23 protein-coding genes are annotated in these 16,186 nt (G+C 65.6%); 1 reads left to right on the forward strand and 22 read right to left on the reverse strand.

What is annotated here, in order from left to right; genetic code table 11:
* Position 1: 1 nt before the first annotated feature.
* The 21 genes from AC07UR_RS19940 to AC07UR_RS20040 form a co-directional block, all read right to left on the reverse strand.
* Positions 2–283 carry a VirB3 family type IV secretion system protein gene (locus AC07UR_RS19940; RefSeq protein WP_494700087.1) on the reverse strand — a complete coding sequence of 94 codons (282 nt, stop codon included), beginning with the start codon at positions 281–283 and terminating at the stop codon, positions 2–4.
* Positions 283–615: a TrbC/VirB2 family type IV secretion system protein gene (locus AC07UR_RS19945; protein WP_494700088.1), complete on the reverse strand. Its 333-nt coding sequence runs from the start codon at positions 613–615 to the stop codon at positions 283–285. Before AC07UR_RS19945 ends, AC07UR_RS19940 begins: the two co-directional genes overlap by 1 nt.
* Entirely contained in the window at positions 612–1,595 is a 984-nt protein-coding gene (gene trbB, locus AC07UR_RS19950) for a P-type conjugative transfer ATPase TrbB (RefSeq protein WP_494700089.1), read from the reverse strand. Before trbB ends, AC07UR_RS19945 begins: the two co-directional genes overlap by 4 nt.
* A 169-nt stretch (positions 1,596–1,764) precedes the next feature.
* On the reverse strand, positions 1,765–2,199 hold the full coding sequence (locus tag AC07UR_RS19955) for a CopG family transcriptional regulator (RefSeq protein ID WP_494700090.1): 435 nt from the start codon (positions 2,197–2,199) through the stop codon (positions 1,765–1,767).
* An 8-nt stretch (positions 2,200–2,207) separates the two neighbouring features.
* Entirely contained in the window at positions 2,208–4,193 is a 1,986-nt protein-coding gene (locus AC07UR_RS19960) for a conjugal transfer protein TraG (protein WP_494700091.1), read from the reverse strand.
* Positions 4,194–4,218: 25 nt separating this feature from the next.
* A complete protein-coding gene (locus tag AC07UR_RS19965) occupies positions 4,219–5,958 on the reverse strand; it encodes a relaxase/mobilization nuclease domain-containing protein (RefSeq protein WP_494700092.1) in 1,740 nt (579 codons plus the stop codon).
* Positions 5,959–6,202: 244 nt separating this feature from the next.
* Positions 6,203–6,964: a lytic transglycosylase domain-containing protein gene (locus AC07UR_RS19970; RefSeq protein ID WP_494700093.1), complete on the reverse strand. Its 762-nt coding sequence runs from the start codon at positions 6,962–6,964 to the stop codon at positions 6,203–6,205.
* A 3-nt stretch (positions 6,965–6,967) separates the two neighbouring features.
* Positions 6,968–7,306 (reverse strand): DUF736 domain-containing protein, encoded by a 339-nt coding sequence (locus AC07UR_RS19975; RefSeq protein ID WP_494700094.1) that lies wholly within the window; start codon positions 7,304–7,306, stop codon positions 6,968–6,970.
* A 45-nt stretch (positions 7,307–7,351) separates the two neighbouring features.
* The gene (locus AC07UR_RS19980) at positions 7,352–7,897 is read right to left on the reverse strand and encodes a S26 family signal peptidase (RefSeq protein WP_494700095.1); all 546 of its coding nucleotides are present in this window, start codon (positions 7,895–7,897) and stop codon (positions 7,352–7,354) included.
* On the reverse strand, positions 7,894–8,412 hold the full coding sequence (locus AC07UR_RS19985) for a DUF2840 domain-containing protein (protein ID WP_494700096.1): 519 nt from the start codon (positions 8,410–8,412) through the stop codon (positions 7,894–7,896). The genes AC07UR_RS19980 and AC07UR_RS19985 overlap by 4 nt, the downstream gene beginning before the upstream one ends.
* Positions 8,409–8,663: a hypothetical protein gene (locus AC07UR_RS19990; protein WP_494700097.1), complete on the reverse strand. Its 255-nt coding sequence runs from the start codon at positions 8,661–8,663 to the stop codon at positions 8,409–8,411. Before AC07UR_RS19990 ends, AC07UR_RS19985 begins: the two co-directional genes overlap by 4 nt.
* A complete protein-coding gene (parA, locus tag AC07UR_RS19995) occupies positions 8,660–9,298 on the reverse strand; it encodes a ParA family partition ATPase (protein WP_494700098.1) in 639 nt (212 codons plus the stop codon). Before parA ends, AC07UR_RS19990 begins: the two co-directional genes overlap by 4 nt.
* A 208-nt stretch (positions 9,299–9,506) precedes the next feature.
* Positions 9,507–10,394 carry a replication initiator protein A gene (locus tag AC07UR_RS20000; protein ID WP_494700099.1) on the reverse strand — a complete coding sequence of 296 codons (888 nt, stop codon included), beginning with the start codon at positions 10,392–10,394 and terminating at the stop codon, positions 9,507–9,509.
* 11 nt (positions 10,395–10,405) lie between these two features.
* Entirely contained in the window at positions 10,406–10,687 is a 282-nt protein-coding gene (locus AC07UR_RS20005; protein ID WP_243979105.1) for a helix-turn-helix transcriptional regulator, read from the reverse strand.
* A 138-nt stretch (positions 10,688–10,825) separates the two neighbouring features.
* Positions 10,826–11,359: a DUF2285 domain-containing protein gene (locus tag AC07UR_RS20010; protein ID WP_494700100.1), complete on the reverse strand. Its 534-nt coding sequence runs from the start codon at positions 11,357–11,359 to the stop codon at positions 10,826–10,828.
* Entirely contained in the window at positions 11,271–11,696 is a 426-nt protein-coding gene (locus tag AC07UR_RS20015) for a transcriptional regulator domain-containing protein (protein WP_494700101.1), read from the reverse strand. The genes AC07UR_RS20010 and AC07UR_RS20015 overlap by 89 nt, the downstream gene beginning before the upstream one ends.
* A 10-nt stretch (positions 11,697–11,706) precedes the next feature.
* Entirely contained in the window at positions 11,707–11,970 is a 264-nt protein-coding gene (locus AC07UR_RS20020) for a DNA -binding domain-containing protein (protein ID WP_494700102.1), read from the reverse strand.
* Positions 11,971–12,099: 129 nt separating this feature from the next.
* Positions 12,100–12,345 carry a helix-turn-helix domain-containing protein gene (locus AC07UR_RS20025; RefSeq protein ID WP_494700103.1) on the reverse strand — a complete coding sequence of 82 codons (246 nt, stop codon included), beginning with the start codon at positions 12,343–12,345 and terminating at the stop codon, positions 12,100–12,102.
* 190 nt (positions 12,346–12,535) lie between these two features.
* The gene (locus tag AC07UR_RS20030) at positions 12,536–12,862 is read right to left on the reverse strand and encodes a DUF736 domain-containing protein (protein ID WP_494700104.1); all 327 of its coding nucleotides are present in this window, start codon (positions 12,860–12,862) and stop codon (positions 12,536–12,538) included.
* Between the two features lie 580 nt (positions 12,863–13,442).
* Positions 13,443–13,883 (reverse strand): hypothetical protein, encoded by a 441-nt coding sequence (locus AC07UR_RS20035; protein ID WP_494700105.1) that lies wholly within the window; start codon positions 13,881–13,883, stop codon positions 13,443–13,445.
* Positions 13,884–14,025: 142 nt separating this feature from the next.
* Complete coding sequence (locus AC07UR_RS20040) at positions 14,026–14,190, reverse strand: hypothetical protein (protein WP_169799504.1); 165 nt, start codon at positions 14,188–14,190, stop codon at positions 14,026–14,028.
* A gap of 328 nt (positions 14,191–14,518) precedes the next feature.
* Here AC07UR_RS20040 and AC07UR_RS20045 point away from each other — a divergent pair, with 328 nt between their 5' ends.
* Positions 14,519–15,082, forward strand: coding sequence for a flavin reductase family protein (locus AC07UR_RS20045; RefSeq protein WP_494700106.1), 564 nt, complete (start codon positions 14,519–14,521; stop codon positions 15,080–15,082).
* A 10-nt stretch (positions 15,083–15,092) separates the two neighbouring features.
* Here AC07UR_RS20045 and AC07UR_RS20050 read toward each other — a convergent pair whose 3' ends face one another.
* Entirely contained in the window at positions 15,093–16,025 is a 933-nt protein-coding gene (locus AC07UR_RS20050) for a DUF2493 domain-containing protein (protein ID WP_494700107.1), read from the reverse strand.
* Between the last annotated feature and the right edge of the window lie 161 nt (positions 16,026–16,186).

Here is a 16,186-nt window from a genome sequence, read left to right on the forward strand (position 1 = left end):
CTCAGACCGACAGGTGGCCAGGGATGCGCAGATGCTTGCGCACGACGTCGACGAACTGCGGATCGCGCTTGGCGGCCCAGACGGCCGCGAAATGGCCGATGGCCCAGACGCCAAGCCCGACCAGCCAGAGACGCAGGCCAAGGCCGAGCGCGGCGGCCAGCGTGCCGTTGAGGATGGCGAGCGAGCGCGGGGCGCCACCGAGCAGGATGTGCTCGGTCAGCGCCCGATGGACCGGGACCGAGAAGCCCGGCAACTCGCCGCCATGGTCGACGCCATCGGCCATCAGACGAGCGCCCCGCCGCCGAACGAGAAGAAGGACAGGAAGAAGCTCGATGCGGCGAAGGCGATCGACAGGCCGAAGACGATCTGGATCAGCTTACGCGCGCCGCCCGACGTGTCGCCGAAGGCTAGGGTCAGGCCGGTGATGATGATGATCATCACAGCGATGATCTTGGCGACCGGTCCCTCGATCGATTCGAGGATGGATTGCAGCGGCGCCTCCCACGGCATCGAGGAGCCGGAGGCGTGGGCGGCCGGCGCGAGCGCCAGCGTGACGAAGGTGACGGATACCGCCGTGGCGAGGTGGCGGCGGATGCGCAAAGCATGCTGGATCATGACGGGTCTCCTGTGAGGGGCTGGCTTGCGGGGGTGACGCGGTAGTCGCCGTCGGGGCCGAGGCCCTCGATGCGGGCTAGTTCGGTGAGGCGGCGCGACGCGCCGCGACCGGACAGCACGGCGACCAGGTCGATCGTCTCGGCGATCAGGGCGCGCGGGACGGTGACGACGGCTTCCTGGATGAGCTGCTCCATGCGACGTAGCGCGCCGATGGCGGTGCCGGCGTGGATCGTTCCGACGCCGCCCGGGTGTCCGGTTCCCCAGGCCTTCAACAGATCGAGTGCCTCGGCCCCGCGCACCTCGCCGATCGGGATGCGGTCGGGGCGCAGGCGGAGCGAGGAACGGACTAGATCGGAGAGCGAGGCGACGCCGTCTTTCGTCCGCATCGCGACCAGATTGGGCGCGGCGCATTGCAGCTCGCGCGTGTCCTCGATCAGGACGACGCGGTCCGAGGTTTTCGAGACTTCCGCGAGCAGCGCGTTGGTGAGCGTGGTCTTGCCGGTCGAAGTGCCCCCGGCGACGAGGATGTTGCGCCGGTCGGCGACGGCCTGGCGCAGCGTTTCGGCCTGATCCGCCGCCATGATCCCGGCGGCGACATAATCGTCGAGCGTGAACACGGCGACGGCGGGCTTGCGGATCGCGAAGGCCGGCGCGGACACCACCGGCGGCAACAGCCCCTCGAACCGCTCCCCCGTCTCGGGCAGCTCGGCCGAGACACGCGGGGCGCCGGGATGAACCTCGGCGCCGACATGATGGGCGACCAGACGGATGATCCGCTCGCCATCCGAAGGCGACAGCAGCTCACCCGTGTCGGAAAGCCCTTCGGAAAGACGGTCGACCCAGAGCCGCCCATCGGGGTTGAGCATCACCTCGACGATCGCGGGGTCTTCCAGAAACCGGGCGATCGCCGGCCCGAGGGCCGTGCGCAGCATGCGGGCGCCGCGAAGGATCGCCTCCGATTTCTGGTGAGTGGCCGCCACGTCGTCCCCGTTCTCTTGCAGGTCCGCGAAGTGCGGCCCTGGATCGGGGATGAGTAGAGGAGGCAGAAATCATGGCCTGACAACAACCATAATGTGGTCGTCGTACTGTGGCGTACAAATACAGGGAAACGGCGGAATGCCGAAATACTTGCGGTGGACGCTGTCGTGATTAATCCGCGTCGTGCGCGGGCGCGATGTCCTCCGAAATCTCTTGCCGAAGTTTCGGCCCGTGAGCGAGTCGCCGTCCGAGCGCGGTGACGAACGCCTCGTAGCGCTCGCCGGCTTTGGAGCGCGCCGCGGCCTGGGCAGGCTCGGGGAGCGGCGGGTTCGTCGTCAACCAGAAGCGGATGAACACGGCCAGCGTTTCGACGGCGATCCCAAGGTCGCGCTCCATCCGCGCCATTCGTCGGTCGATCTGGTCGAGCCGCTTTGTCGTCGCAGCCTCCTGCCGTTCGGCAGCGTCAGGCGACAGGAAAGAGGCGATGCCGGCTTCCGCGATCAGCGAGAGGGATTGATCGCGCCGGGCGGCATGTGCGGCGAGCGCCTTCATGACGTCCGGTTCGAGATACACCGATAGGCGCTGCTTTTTGGGAGGCTTTGCCATGGTGCCTCCTAAAGCTCGATGCCGTCGCCGGGATCGAGCGACGCTTGGCGTGCCATCTGGCGCATGGTTTGGTTCATGCGCGAGAGACGTGCGGCGTCCTCATCGGCGTCGTCGCGGGGATCGATCTCGAATTCGTTTTCGATGGGTTGCTTAGGCTCGACGGGTTTTGAGCGGCTCAGTTCTGGTTGGTGCCGGCGCTCGGAGTCGGTCGTATCCTCGTCCTCCGATCCGCCGCCGCTGGTGGCCGTTGCCACCGCCGGCGTCGCCGGAAGAGGCAGTGTGCTCCAGTCGTCCGGTCGGGCCGTTGTCGGCTTGACGAGGTTCGGCGGCGCTACGATGCGCTCCTGAAACCGGCGATCCTCATAGTATCTCGCCTTCTTCGCGCGGATCGGCGGGGTGCCCGCCACCATGACGATCTCGTCGGATGGCGGAAGCTGCATGATCTCGCCGGGCGTCATCAGTTGCCGGGCTGTCTCCGAGCGCGAGACCATCATGTGGCCGAGCCAGGGCGACAGGCGATGACCGGCATAGTTCTTCATCGCGCGCATCTCGGTCGCGGTTCCGAGCGCATCCGAGACACGCTTGGCGGTCCGCTCGTCATTGGTCGCGAAGCTGACGCGCACATGGCAGTTATCGAGGATCGAGTTGTTCGGCCCATAGGCCTTTTCGATCTGGTTCAGCGACTGGGCGATGAGGAACGCTTTGAGGCCGTAACCCGCCATGAAGGCGAGCGCGCTCTCGAAGAAGTCGAGACGGCCGAGCGCTGGAAACTCGTCGAGCATGAGCAGCAGCCGGTGGCGGTTGCCCTTCGCCTGCAGGTCCTCGGTCAGCCGGCGGCCGACCTGATTGAGGATCAGACGGATCAGAGGTTTGGTGCGGTTGATGTCCGACGGCGGCACGACGAGGTAGAGCGTGGTCGGATGCTTGCCACCGACGATATCCACGATGCGCCAGTCGCAGCGGCGTGTGACTTCGGCGACGACAGGATCACGATAGAGGCCGAGGAACGACATCGCGGTCGACAGCACGCCCGACCGCTCGTTGTCCGATTTGTTGAGCAGCTCGCGCGCGGCGCTGGCGATCACCGGATGCGGGCCGGCCTCGCCGAGATGGGCTGTCTTCATCATGGCGGCGAGCGTCGACTCGATCGGCCGCTTCGGATCGGAGAGGAACGCCGCGACGCCGGCAAGCGTCTTATCGGCCTCGGCATAGAGGACGTGCAGGATCGCGCCGACCAGCAATGCGTGGCTGGTTTTTTCCCAGTGGTTCCGCTTCTCCAGCGAGCCCTCCGGATCGACCAGGATGTCGGCGATATTCTGGACGTCGCGGACCTCCCATTCGCCGCGGCGCACCTCGAGCAGCGGATTGTAGGCGGCGGATTTCGTATTGGTCGGATCGAACAGAAGCACACGGCCGTGTCGTGCACGATAGCCAGCGGTGAGCGTCCAATTCTCCCCCTTGATGTCATGGACGATCGCGGAGCCCGGCCAGGTCAGCAGCGACGGCACGACCAGGCCGACGCCCTTGCCGGAACGCGTGGGCGCGAAGCACAGCACATGCTCGGGGCCGTCATGGCGGAGATAGTCGCGGTCGAGCTTCCCGAGCACGACGCCGTCCGCGCCCAGCAGGCCGGCGGCGCGGACTTCCGCGGCGACGGCCCACCGGGCGGAGCCGAACGTCTCGGCGTTCTTGGCTTCACGCGCCCGCCAGACCGACATGCCGATTGCGACGGCGATGGAAATGAAGCCGCCTGACGCCGCGATATAGGCGCCCTCGATGAAGATTGGCGGGGCATAGGCATCATAGAAGTACCACCACCAGAAGAAGGCGGGCGGATAGTAGATCGGCCAGCCAGCTAGCTCGAACCAAGGTAGGCCGAGCTGCGGCTGGAAACCGAGACGGTAGGCCGTCCACTGCGTCGCCGCCCAGGTCGTCATCAGTACGATCATGCCGACGGTGAGGATCTGGCCCCAGAGGATTTTCGTCGCCGACATGGCGGGCACTCCTTTCTTGATTGGGCTACATGCCGAGGCCGCGATTGCGGCCGAAGCTCCAGTCGACGCCGCCGGAGCCGCGTGACACGCCGGAGACGTGCTGGCCGAGCTGGCGTTCGAGGGATGGCGACCAGGGCACGAGCTGGAAGCCGAGACCGTCGTCGATCATGGCGAAGCGGCCCGACGCGAGCGCGAAGCGCTGGCGATAGGTGCCCGCCACATACTCGCCCGTTCCGGCCTTCGAGAATTGTCGGCCGGTCTCGGCCGCGAGCTTCTCGCCAAGGGCCTCGACCTCGCGCTGCCGCAGCGTGTCGATCAGCCCGGCCGAGAAGCTGACGCCGCGCGTCTGCCGCTCGGCAAGGCCCTGGCCAACGAGATGCTCGGCCCGCCTGTCCATCGCGTGGCGAACCTCCGCGCCGAAGCCGCCACCACCGAGCGCGACGGGATCGCGGGCGATCGCCTGCCGGTCGAGCCAGGTGGCCCCGGTCGCGTGGACCTGCCGCTCGATGTCGAGATCGGAGCGGACGGCGAGCGCGACCCGCCTGCGTCCCTGCGTGTCGTCGAATTTGCGCAGCTCGACGATCGAGCCTGGCGCGCTGTCGCCGGCGGCGTCGACGTCGGGCAGCTTGATGTGATGGGTGCGTCCGTCGGTGCCATCGACCACGGCGTAGGCCGTGCCCTTCAACTCGTCGTCGAGACCGCGATCGACCAGCCGGCCGACGACGGGATCGTTGATGCTCTCGCCGGCGAGCACATAGCTGGCGGCGCCGCGCTCGATGCCGCGTTCGGTCAGGCCGCGATGGATGCGCTTGATGATGTCGCCACGCTCGCCCAGCTCGCGCAACGTCGCCTCGGCATTCTCGGCCACGACCCATTGGCCGGGGCCGGCCTGATCGGCGAGGCCGAGCGTCTCCAGCTTCCGCAGGCGGCCGACCTTCATCGCGTGGAATTCGTCGGGCTGGCGGTCGGGGTGCGGGGCGAGATCGACGACGCCGGTGCGATAGCTGTCGCGGGCAAGTTGGCGGTCAAGATTGGTCCAGCGCTCGGCGTCGATCTGGCGTTGGAGATTGCGGCGGATCTCGTGATCGGTGCGCGGCCCCAGCTCCTGGGTGACAAGATCCTGCGCGCGGGCGCGCATGCCTTCCTTGATGTAGTCGCGCGAGATGACGAGGTCCTGGCCGTCATCGGTGCGGCCGCGCAAGATGATGTGGACGTGGGGATTGTCGGTGTTCCAGTGATCGACCCCGACCCAGTCGAGCTTGGTGCCCAGGTCGGTCTCCATCTGCTCCATCAGGTCGCGGGCGAAGGTCTTGAGGTCGGGCATCTCGGTCGCGTCCTGGGGCGAGACGATGAAGCGGAAGTGATGCCGGTCGTCCTGGGTCCGCTCGGCGAAGGCCTTCGGATCGGCATCCTCGGTCTCCGGTCCGAACAGCCGGGCCTTCTCCCCATCCCGGGTGACCCCCTCGCGCCGGAGATAGCTGAGATGCGCGGCGAGCGGCGCGGCACGCGCTGAGTGGCGGACGACGCGTGTCTTGATCACGGTGTTGCGCGATCGGTTGGTGAGCAGCCGATTGGCCTGCACAGTCGCGCGCTGGCCGCGCCCGAAACGCGAGCGGTTGCCCGAGCTGATCTTGCCAGAGCGCGAGACCCTGCCGCCGGCGCGCTGGGCGGCGGCAAGGGCCTGGGCGATGAAGGGCCGTGCCTGTTGTGCGCGGGTTGACCGGATGCGGCCTGGCCGGATGCGGAAATCGTCCTCGCTGCTCATGGCCGCGGCCCCGCACATCGCGCGAAGCTGGCGAAATCCTTGCAGAATCCGCGATAGCGCAGGCTGCACCGATCAGGCGCACCTCGCGCCAATGCGCCATAAGTCCCTGAAAACACACGACCGCACCAAGCCGCACATCGCGCGCTTTTATCTCGCCATCGTGCGGTTGTGTTGCCTGCTCCTCCTCCCCGGACCGCCATCCATCCGCAAGAGCACGCCATTGCCCGATGAGGTGCGAACGCGGTCATCGGGGGCCACCGGAGGCATTGCGAGCGACGAACAGCCCATCGGTGCGTGGCGCAATCGCGTTTTGATCGCGCGCCGGGGCTGGTGTTATCGCGTCATCCGGCTCGCTTTCACGATGCACCGGAGCGACACTTCCGTTGCTCGATGACTGCACGACGAAGAGAGGCGCACGGGTCCAGGCGAGCGGATCGGCGGCAGCCACCATGACGGGGGCGGTGATCTCGCCGCCGCCGACAATGGGCGCGAGCATGGCGACGTAAGCGCGTGTTTCGGCGGGGAGTGGGCGGCCGCCGAGATACTCCTCGTAGCGGCCGGGACCAGCATTGTAGGCCGCGAGGAAGCCCGGCGAACCGTAGCGGTCGTGCATCTCGCGCAGATACGCCGCGCCCGCCAGAATGTTGTCGCGCGGATCGTAAGGGTTCACGCCGAGGCCGTGACGTGTGCGAAGGCTGGCCCAGGTGTCGGGCATGATCTGCATCAGGCCCATCGCGCCCTTTGGCGAGACGGCACGCACATCAGCGCGACTTTCGACGCGCATGACCGCCCGAATCCACGCTTCGGGAATGCCGAACCGTTGCGCCGCCTCGGTGACGAAGGCGGCATAGGGATCGACCCGCGACGGGCGTTCGGCGGGCGACGCCTGCGCGTTCGCCGATTGGCAAGGCGGCGCGGCCAGAAGCAGGCCGGAAAGGAGAAGGAAGGCTGTGCGTCGGAGGGGAATGTTCCCTCCGACGACAGGCACGTGACGGACGGCGGACATGGCTCAGTCCCGCTCGCTGCGCTTGGGCGGGCGGTTCCAGTGTAGACCCCAGGCGGACTTGTCGTCGGCCGACTGGAACAGGTTGGCGCGGATCGGCTGACTAAGCGTCGGATCGTCGAGCTGCAGCGAAACATAGTCGCCGGCCTTCTCGCCGGTGCGTTTCCAGCCCGCCCCGACTTCGGGACCGTCCTCGTCCGATCCGAGATGGACGCGATAGTCGGGCGCGTTCTCCGTGTCGGATTGTTCTGCGGGCACGAGCACCAGCTCGGCGTCGAGACCGAGTGTTTTGACGCGCCCGGTATAGCCAGACTTGGTGCGGCTGAATTGACCGATCAGGGACATGATCGCCTCCGTGGATGTGCGGTGAGGTTGGGAATGGGCACGTCGTCACCGCGTCGGCGCGCGCCAGACGAAGCGGCCATTGCCGTCCTCGTCGGTGTAGAGGGGGATCGCCCGGCCGATGACGGCGGAGGCCGGAAGCGGTCCGAAATAGCGGCCGTCCAGGCTGTCGCGGACCTGCCAGTTCATCAGGAACAGCTCGCCCTCAGCGACGACGCGGCAGCCTTTCCAGACGGGCAGCGGATTGCCCCTGCGATCGCGGTCCAGCGCTTCACCCATCGGCACGGCGTCGACGGTGATGGCGAGGCCAGTCCGGCAAACCCGCTGACCAGAAAGGGCGACGACGCGCTTCATCAGCGGCACGCCGCGCGGCAGATAACCGCCCTCGGCGAGGAAGCTCGCGAGCGGCTCGGGCGCGCGCACGGCGACCAGATCGGTGACTTCCGGGGACCGGTCGGGCGCGATCGCGTAGAGCCCGATCGGCGTGCTAGTCGACGCATTCCAGATCAGCTTCGGCGCGAAGGAAATGAGCGACAGGATGCCAAGCAGCGACACCGCGCCCGTCGTGGTGATGGCGTAGCCGAGCCGGGTCATGCGCCGGTCCTCCGCGCCAAGAGGAAGGCGCGATGGCGCTGCATCGTGTAGGCGCGCGGCGTCTCGCCGGCGGCAAGGCGGTTGTGAACGTGCCGCCAATGATCGGGCGCGACCTCGGCCGGATCGATATCTTTGGCCTCGATCGCGTCGATGAGCTGGAGCATGCGCTCCACCTTCGGCCAGCCGTCGACGCGCAGCAGGATGTCGCCGCCAGGTGTCACGGTCGGGATCGTCTGGCAGGTTTCGCTGCGCCTGACGCCGCGCAGGATGTCGAGCCGGGAGAGCACGGTGCCGTGCTCGTTGGCGGCCCAACGCACCAGTGCGAAGACCGCGCCGGGAGGAAAGAAGAGGATGCGACGGCGGCGGTCGAGGACCTGTTCGCGCGCCTCGCGGCCGAAGCGGATCCAGTGCTCGATCTGCTTTTCGATCCAGACCAGTTCAACCTGGGTGAGATCATCGAGTGGCAGTGCTGGCGCGCGGCCGGCGCGCGCGGATGCGGCGGCAAGGCCGGTCATTGGGCGTCTCCCTGGGGTGGTGGGAATTCACGCTCGAAGAGCGCGCGCAGCATGTCGGCGACCGTCTGGCCGCGCTGGAAGGCCGCGATCTTGATCCGGCCGCGCATGTCGGCGGTGACGTCGATGGTCAGCCTGGCCGAGAAGTCGTCGGCGGGCTCAGCGCGCTGCGTCTGGCGATCGGGCGCTTTGATCCAGTTCTCCGGACTGCCCGGCCGGGATGCGAAACCGCGCTTGGGGGATCGCTCGCTCATGCGCCGATCCTCGCGACCTCGGCCGCGAGCGCGGCGATCTCCCGCGCGCCCGGACAATTCTCGTCCTGTTCGGCAGCGATCCGGCCGGTCTGCACGACATCGGCGAAGACGATGCGCTGACCGATGGTGGTCGCGAGCAAAGGCGGGTCGTGATCCGCAAGCGTCTCGGCAGTTTCGCGGGCGAGCACGGTGCGGGCCGCGCAGCGGTTCAGCACGAAGCGAGCGGCAAGCTGCGGGCGATAGATGCGCGCTTCGCTGAGCAGCGCGAGCATCTCGGCCGACGCCCAACCGTCGAGCGGTGACGGCTGCACCGGGATCAGCACGAGATCGGCTGCGAGCAGCGCCGAGCGCATGAGACTGGCGACGCGTGGTGGCCCGTCGATGACGACATGGTCGGTGTCACGCGCCAGTTCCGGCGCTTCGCGATGCAGGGTGTCGCGCGCCAAGCCGACAACACCGAAGAGCCGCTGCAATCCCTCCCGGCTGCGTTGCTGTGACCAGTCCAGCGCAGATCCCTGCGGATCGGCGTCGATCAGCGTGACGCGCTTGCCGTCCCGCGCCCATTCGCCGGCAAGATGCAGCGCCAGCGTCGTCTTGCCGACGCCGCCCTTCTGGTTGAGGAGCGCGACGATCATGACGGTCTCCCGGCGATCGGGGACTCGTCCACAGCGGTCGAAAAAGCGGGTTCCGTTAGAAAGATTCCGAAGGAATCTAGGTTAGATAAGTTACGGGGCTCACAAGCTGCTGATTCAGCGCGATGAATCGGCGGTTCCGGTCCCCGATAGCACGAGAGTCCGGTCCCCGATGGCACGACAGTGCCGGTCCCTGATAGCACGAGACGATTCACAGCTTATCCCCAGGGCGAGTTGTCGAGCGTCGGCGTCGGCGCGGGATGCCGAGCGCGTCAGGATCGGTTGGTGCGAAGGACAGGATTTCAGGGCCGCCGAGGCATTGCTCGATGGTGAGCCGGTAGCCCGGCAGCGGCTGGCGGCGGACGATGTCGCGCAGGTCGTAGGCGAAGTGCTTGAGCGGCGAGAGGCTGCCGGACTTGGCGTGGAGGTGCGGGAAGTCGAAGCTCCAGCCGAACTCCTGCTTGCCGCCGTGCTTGCGCACCAGGCGGTAAAGCCAGCGTTCCAGCCCGCCCGTGAGATCGAAGTATTTGCGATCGATCGTCAGCACGAGCGCGTCGTCGAGGACGGCGCCGTAAAACCAGTCGGGTACGATCAGTTCGAGCCCGAGCGGGCGACCGCGATGGTCGGCCTTCTCTTTCCACTCGTTGATCCAGGAGAAGCGATGCATCCGCCGCTCGGTCGGCTGGCGGATCGATGTCGCGATGGTTGTCGACTGCAATCGGTCGAGCGCGGCCTTGAGACGGTCGTAGTCGCGAAGCGACACGCCGCGGCCGATGAAGTTCAGAATTTCATAGGGGGTGGTCGCCATGAGGCGTGACGGGCGCAAGCCGACGTCACGGGCTTCGACGATCTGCGAGGCCGCCCAGATCAGGACATCCGCGTCCCAGATCGTCGCCATGCCGTGTTCGGGCACGGCTTCGACGCGGATCTTCACCGAACCCGCCTTGAAGTCGATCGGCGTGAGGCGCTTCGATTTGGCCAGAGAGAAGAACGGATACGCCATGAGGTCCTGCGCGTCGCGAGGCGCGAGATCGCCGGGCAGCGCTCGGAACAGGTCGAGCTGCGCACGCTCGTCATGCTGAGTGTGACGGGACGACATGGCAGGTCGTCTCAGCGCGGCTGACGGCCGGCAAAGCGGCGATCGGAGGGCTCCTGCCTCTTGGCGGGGAGCACGGTGCCGCGCGGATCGGAGGTCGAGCTGACGAGGCCGCGATCGGCCCAGGTCTGAAGGTCATCAATGGCGTAGACGACTCGGCCGCCGAGCTTCCGGTAGGCCGGGCCGGTGCCGTAGGTGCGGTGCTTCTCAAGCGTGCGCTCGGACAGTCCGAGGAAACGAGCGGCTTCCTGCGTGCGCAGGTAGCGTGGCGGGATGCCGGCGGTAGTTTCGGCCATTGTCGAGCCTCCGTGGTCTCACTGGGGGCCGCTGCCGTCAGGCGGCGGTTCGAGAGCACGGTGGCGTGAAGGCGGTGGGTCGGACGATGTCGAAGATAGGAATCTAATTTCGACACGCCGCACGCGATCGACGACAGACTATGATCGGCGGGGTCGGCGTAGGAGGGAGCGGTAGCCGCCTTCGACGAGTTTCAGGCCGTCGCGCACGAGGCGGATCGTTGTTTCACGAGCTGAGTTTCCGACCCACGATTTCACGTCGATCTGATGGTCCGGGAAGAGCGTTTCGCCGATAACGCGGTAGCTCGCGCCGTCATCGTGTGCGTCAACGGCCCTTAGCATAGCACGCAATCGTTGACGCCGTTGTGGCGTCAAGCGTTCGTCGGGCCGTACTTTCCGTGCCCGTGTCGTTGACCAGAAACGGTCGAGCGCGAGGATCCGATCAGGCGTGTCGTCATCCAGTATGACGAGCGCTGCGAGCGGCCTGTCGCTGATGTCTCCGTGGAGCACGATGTCGAACACCTGGCCGTCGACGACGATCCGGACAGTTCCATCGGAAGCGAAGAGCGCGGAGGGAATTTCTTTCCTAGTGACCGCTGTACCAGCGGGTAATGCGGGTGACGGAGCGAGGAGAAGCTTGAACGGATCGGCGGTAAGGGTCCAGGAGATAGCCACAGTAGAGGCATTGAGAGCCGGGTCTGTGGCGAAAAGACAACCCCCAGCGATCGGATAAGGCCCACGCCTTGTCCGGAGCGAGATGCCCTAAACGCTGTAGCTCTGAATATTCGCGTCGGTAATCGTGGTTTCTCCGCAGAAACTCCCACGCGATATCTGGCGCATTCAGATCATCAATATAGTCATAGGTCGAACCAGTTCTCCAACTTCCTTCCTCAGACATGCTTTTATTCTCCTGTCCGCGCCTCTCTGGGGCGAGCGACACGAAGAACACGATTCCAAGTTGTCTTTGGCTTGGGAAGTTCGAAGGTGGCGCAACGTGATGCAGATTCCGCATCACCGTCAGATCAGTGGTAGCTCGACCGGACCAGATGGCGAAAGCCGTTCTCGGTCATCCATTTCGCGCGGGCCAGGTGGGTGGCGTAGACGCGCGCAGCCCGCTGGGCATCTTTGTCAGGGTCGAGGCCGAATATAACGGTGACCGCTTCTTCCCAGCACGCGCCGTCGGCCTCGGCATCCAGCAGTCGCAGATAGGTTTTCAGATGCTCGCGATCATAGGGCGTGAGCACCGCGCTATCAGGCGGTTGGTCTAGGAAATCTGTCTTGGTCACACCGGTCCCCTGAGGTCATTCTTATCCATTCTGGTGGCATTTGTTAACCGTGTGTCGGTTGCATCGCAGCAAAATCTGCGCCGGTGATGGCAACGGCGTACCGAAGGCATGCGGTTGGCAAGGGAGACGCTATCGCTTGTCGATTTTCCCACGAACCACCATCACTCCTTCGCCTTGGTCGGTGGTCAGGAGGAGGATGCCGTGGCCTTCAAGCGCCCGACGCACCTGATCGCGCGTGGTCTCATACACCTCGAGCGCGCTTGCGGATTCGAGGCGCTTCAGCGCGGTCAGTGATACCTGGGCCTTGTCAGCGAGCGTCTCCTGATTCCATCCGAGCAACGCGCGTGCGGCCCGCGATTGTCGGGCGGTGATCATGCATGATCACCTCCCACTCAGACCGACGCGCACACCAGAACTACGACTATAATAGTCGTTCTTGCGGATCGATGCTACCTGATACTCCCTTTACGGCCCGGACTGACAGTCCCTGGAACTCAAACTGATTCGGTCGCCCAAAAAGCGATCGGCCCCGCCCGGACTGACCGGGCGGGGCGTCACGCTGACCTCAGTCGCCGTTGCGGCGATTCGGGCGGGACCAGATGAGGCTGAAGCCCTCGCCTTCCTCGTCGTCGAAGAGGTTGGCGTAGATCGGGGCGTTGAAGCTGGGGTCGTCGAGCTTCAGGCCCAGATAGGCGCGGCCCTCGTTGGAGGTCTTGGACCAGGCGGCGCCGATCTCGGCGCGGCCGACGAAGATGCGGTGGCTGGGGGCGTTCTCGCCGGTGGCGCGGGCTTCGGGGACGATGCGGACGTTCTTGGTCTGGAGGCTGAGGGTGACGATTTCGCCGGTGAACTCGTTGTTGCCGGTCTTCTTGAAGGTGCCGATGGTCGCCATGGTAGTTCTCCTTGAACTCTGTTCCGAGCCCGCACCATTGCAGCCTCGATGGCGATCGACAGGCCGGAGGCGATTGACGGCGCACCCCGCAGGGGCCTGACAGCAAAGGAGGGGCTTTCTTGGCTCGCGAGGAATGACGGCGCAGCCGGCAGGGGAAGAAAGTTTCGACGCCGCTGTTGCGGCATAGGCGATCGAGGCGCAGCCGACCTTCGGCCAGATCAGGCCATTGAAGAGGCCGTTTTGGAGCGGTCGACCTGACAGAGACGCATCACAGGAGAATGTGGCGACCACCCTGGACCGATATGACCGTGGCGACATCCAGACATCGCGATGTCACCCGGCTCCGTGAGACCCAATGTCCTATCGGTTCCCGCAAGTCGCGCACGGGATCGCACCCTCTTGCCACCCGTACCGTCGGTAGTGCTGTGATGGCGTCGCTTCCAGTACCGCTCACTGAGGGAACGGCGCGTTGGCTTGGGCTAGCCGCGACCCGACCAACGCCATCGCGAATGCACTCCGCCCGACGAAGAACGCGAGACGTAAGACATCAGCTACTGTCCTGTCGTCGCCAGCAACGATGTCAGGCGCGCGCGACGTTCTGGCCGCGTGGCCCGGGCGCGGCCATCGCTGCCACGCGGATCAGCGCCGTGACGCCAACGGCGATTGCGCCGATGACGGAGAAGATGATCTGCCAGGTGTCGGAGGGCATGGTGTGTTTCACGATGCCATGCGTCGCATGGTAGCCGGCGAGCGCCGCGGGCGCGACGAAAGCGAGTGCGATCGCGAAGCGTATCCAGAGCGGACGGATGAAGGCGAGCAAGAACTGCCCGAGGCCGAGTGTCAGTGCGGCGGCGACGAGGCCGACGATGGTCGCGCCGAGCCAGCCGGCGCCAGTCTGATAGGCCCATGTTCCGGCGCTGACGCCCGCGAAGAACGGCAGCGCGAAGACAGCCAGTGTGAACAACAGCCAGCACAGGCCGCCGATTGCGGCGATGCTGGCGAGGATACCGATGAAGATCATGGCGGTGGTCTCCGTGAGATAAAGGTCTGACGGTCGCGCCTTCCACCACCACCACGGCGCGATCTGAAGTATAGCCGAAGATGTCCGTCGACGGGAGCGGAAATCGGTTCGATTTCTGCATCCTCGACTGGCGACGCCCCTATCAGGGGGCGAAGGGATCGATCTCCGCTACGACCTCGGCGTCGCCGTCGAACTCGGTAATGGGCGTGACAGAATGGGTGCCGTCGCCTGCCTTGAAGATGATGATCGCGACCATGAGGGTCGTGGCGAGGCTGAAGGCGTAGGCATGTGCGTCGTTGAGGGACATTGTACCGGCTCCTGTCTTGGAGGCGGGGGACCATCCCCCGCGTGACAGGCGCCCGATGTGTCCGGCCAAGGGCCGCAATCACCGCGTAAGCGAAGCAAAGCGGCGGCATGCTCGCATAGCCGACCCTTCACGGGTTGATGGCGTCAGGCCCTCGGCCGGACCAAGGATCAGCGAATGGATGCGGGGGTGGCTTTCCGTCGGTCAGGGCAGCCGCCAGAGGATTGGACTTCGATGCATCTGCCGGGTCCGCCAAACGTCTCACCGGTCGTGATACCGCCGACACCGGGCGCTATGATGCGACACGAGTAACTGTCTGCGAGGCTGCTGCATGACGAAGATCCCGAAGAAGAGCGATTTCCCCGTCGGTCAGGTGCGCCGCTATCTGGAGCCAGGCCCGATCGTGCTGGTGTCCTCGAAGTGGCAGGGCAAGACCAACATCATGACGCTCGGCTGGCAGACGATCCTGGAGTTCTCGCCGTCACTCGTCGGCCTGATGATCTCCGGCGGCAATCACAGCTTCGAGATGATCCGCAACAGCGGCGAATGCGTGATCAACCTGCCGACAACCGCATTGACCGATACGGTGGTCGGGATCGGCAATACGTCTGGAAGCGAAATCGACAAGTTCGCCCATTTTGAGCTGACGGCCGAAAACGCCGACGAGGTCGATGCGCCGCTGATCGGTGAGTGCCATGCGAGCTTCGAATGCCAGTTGCACGACGATGCGTTGGTCGAGAAGTACAGTTTCTTCATTTTCAAGGTGGTGAAGGCGCACGTCGCGTCGTCGCCGAAGCATCCCGAGACGCTGCATTATACCGGCGACGGTGTGTTCATGGTATCCGGCAAGATCATCAGCCGGCGGTCCCAATTCCGGCCCGAGATGCTGGGATAGTGGATGGCGCTCACGCGCCACCCGTGCCGAATTTCCAGACCGGGATGCCGAGCTTCTTCGCCTTGTCGGCGAGGTTGTCCTGAATGCCGGTGCCCGGGAAGTGCATGACGCCGATCGGCAGAACGTCGAGCATCTGGTCGTTGCGCTTGAACGGGGCCGCCTTGGCGTGTTTCGTCCAGTCAGGCGCAAATCCGACTTGCGGCACTTTGCGGTGGTCGGCCCAGCGGGAGGCGATCTTTTCGGCGCCCTTAGGCGATTTGCCGTGGATCAGCACCATGTCGGGATGCTTGGCGTGGACCTGATCGAGCTTCGCCCAGATCAGCCGGTGGTCGTTGTAATCGAGCCCGCCAGTGATGGCGATCTTCGGCCCGGCCGGCAGCAGAACCTCGTTGTCGGCGCGCTTTTTTGCGGCGAGGAAGTCGCGGCTGTCGATCATCGCCGAGGTCAGGTTGCGGTGGTTGACCATCGATCCGCTGCGGGGACGCCAAGGTGAGCCGGTGTGCCGTTCGTAACGCTCGGCGGCCTGGTCGCGCATCAGCTCGAAGGCGTTGCGACGCTCGATCATCGTCTGCCCTTCGGCCGTCAGGCGCTCCAGCTCGACCGCCTTCACTTCGGAGCCGTCCTGTTCGCGTTGCCCGCGGCGCTGCGCCTGCTCGTTGTCGTCAAGCTCGCGCTCGATCCGGTCGGTGGCGCGGTGGAAGACGTTGACAGTCGACCAGAGAAGATCGTCGAGGTCGGGCTCGAGGCGGGTGTCTTCCAGGGTGACGATCAGGGCGTCGAAGATATCGGCGATGGCGCCGGCGACTTGGTTGCCCTCGGGTAGCGGCCTCCCGTCGGGTTCGTCCGCAAAGGGACGGTAGCCATAAAGCTGAAGTTCGGACAGGACGTGGTCGGTGGGGGATGATTCGTGATGCGGCTCGTAGCTGTCGTCGTGCTCGCTCATCGAGATGCTCCTTCGTCGGTGTGACCGCGACCCTCGCGGCCTTCTGGCGACGAAAGCCGGCAGGCGGACCGGACCTGCACCCGGAGCGAAGCGAAGGGCTGGAGCGCAGCGGAGGACGGCGAAGGACGGCTATTTTGCTTCGCGATGGAAAGGCCCGAAGG

This window comes from Ensifer sp. GW821-FHT05G01 (assembly GCF_059419585.1).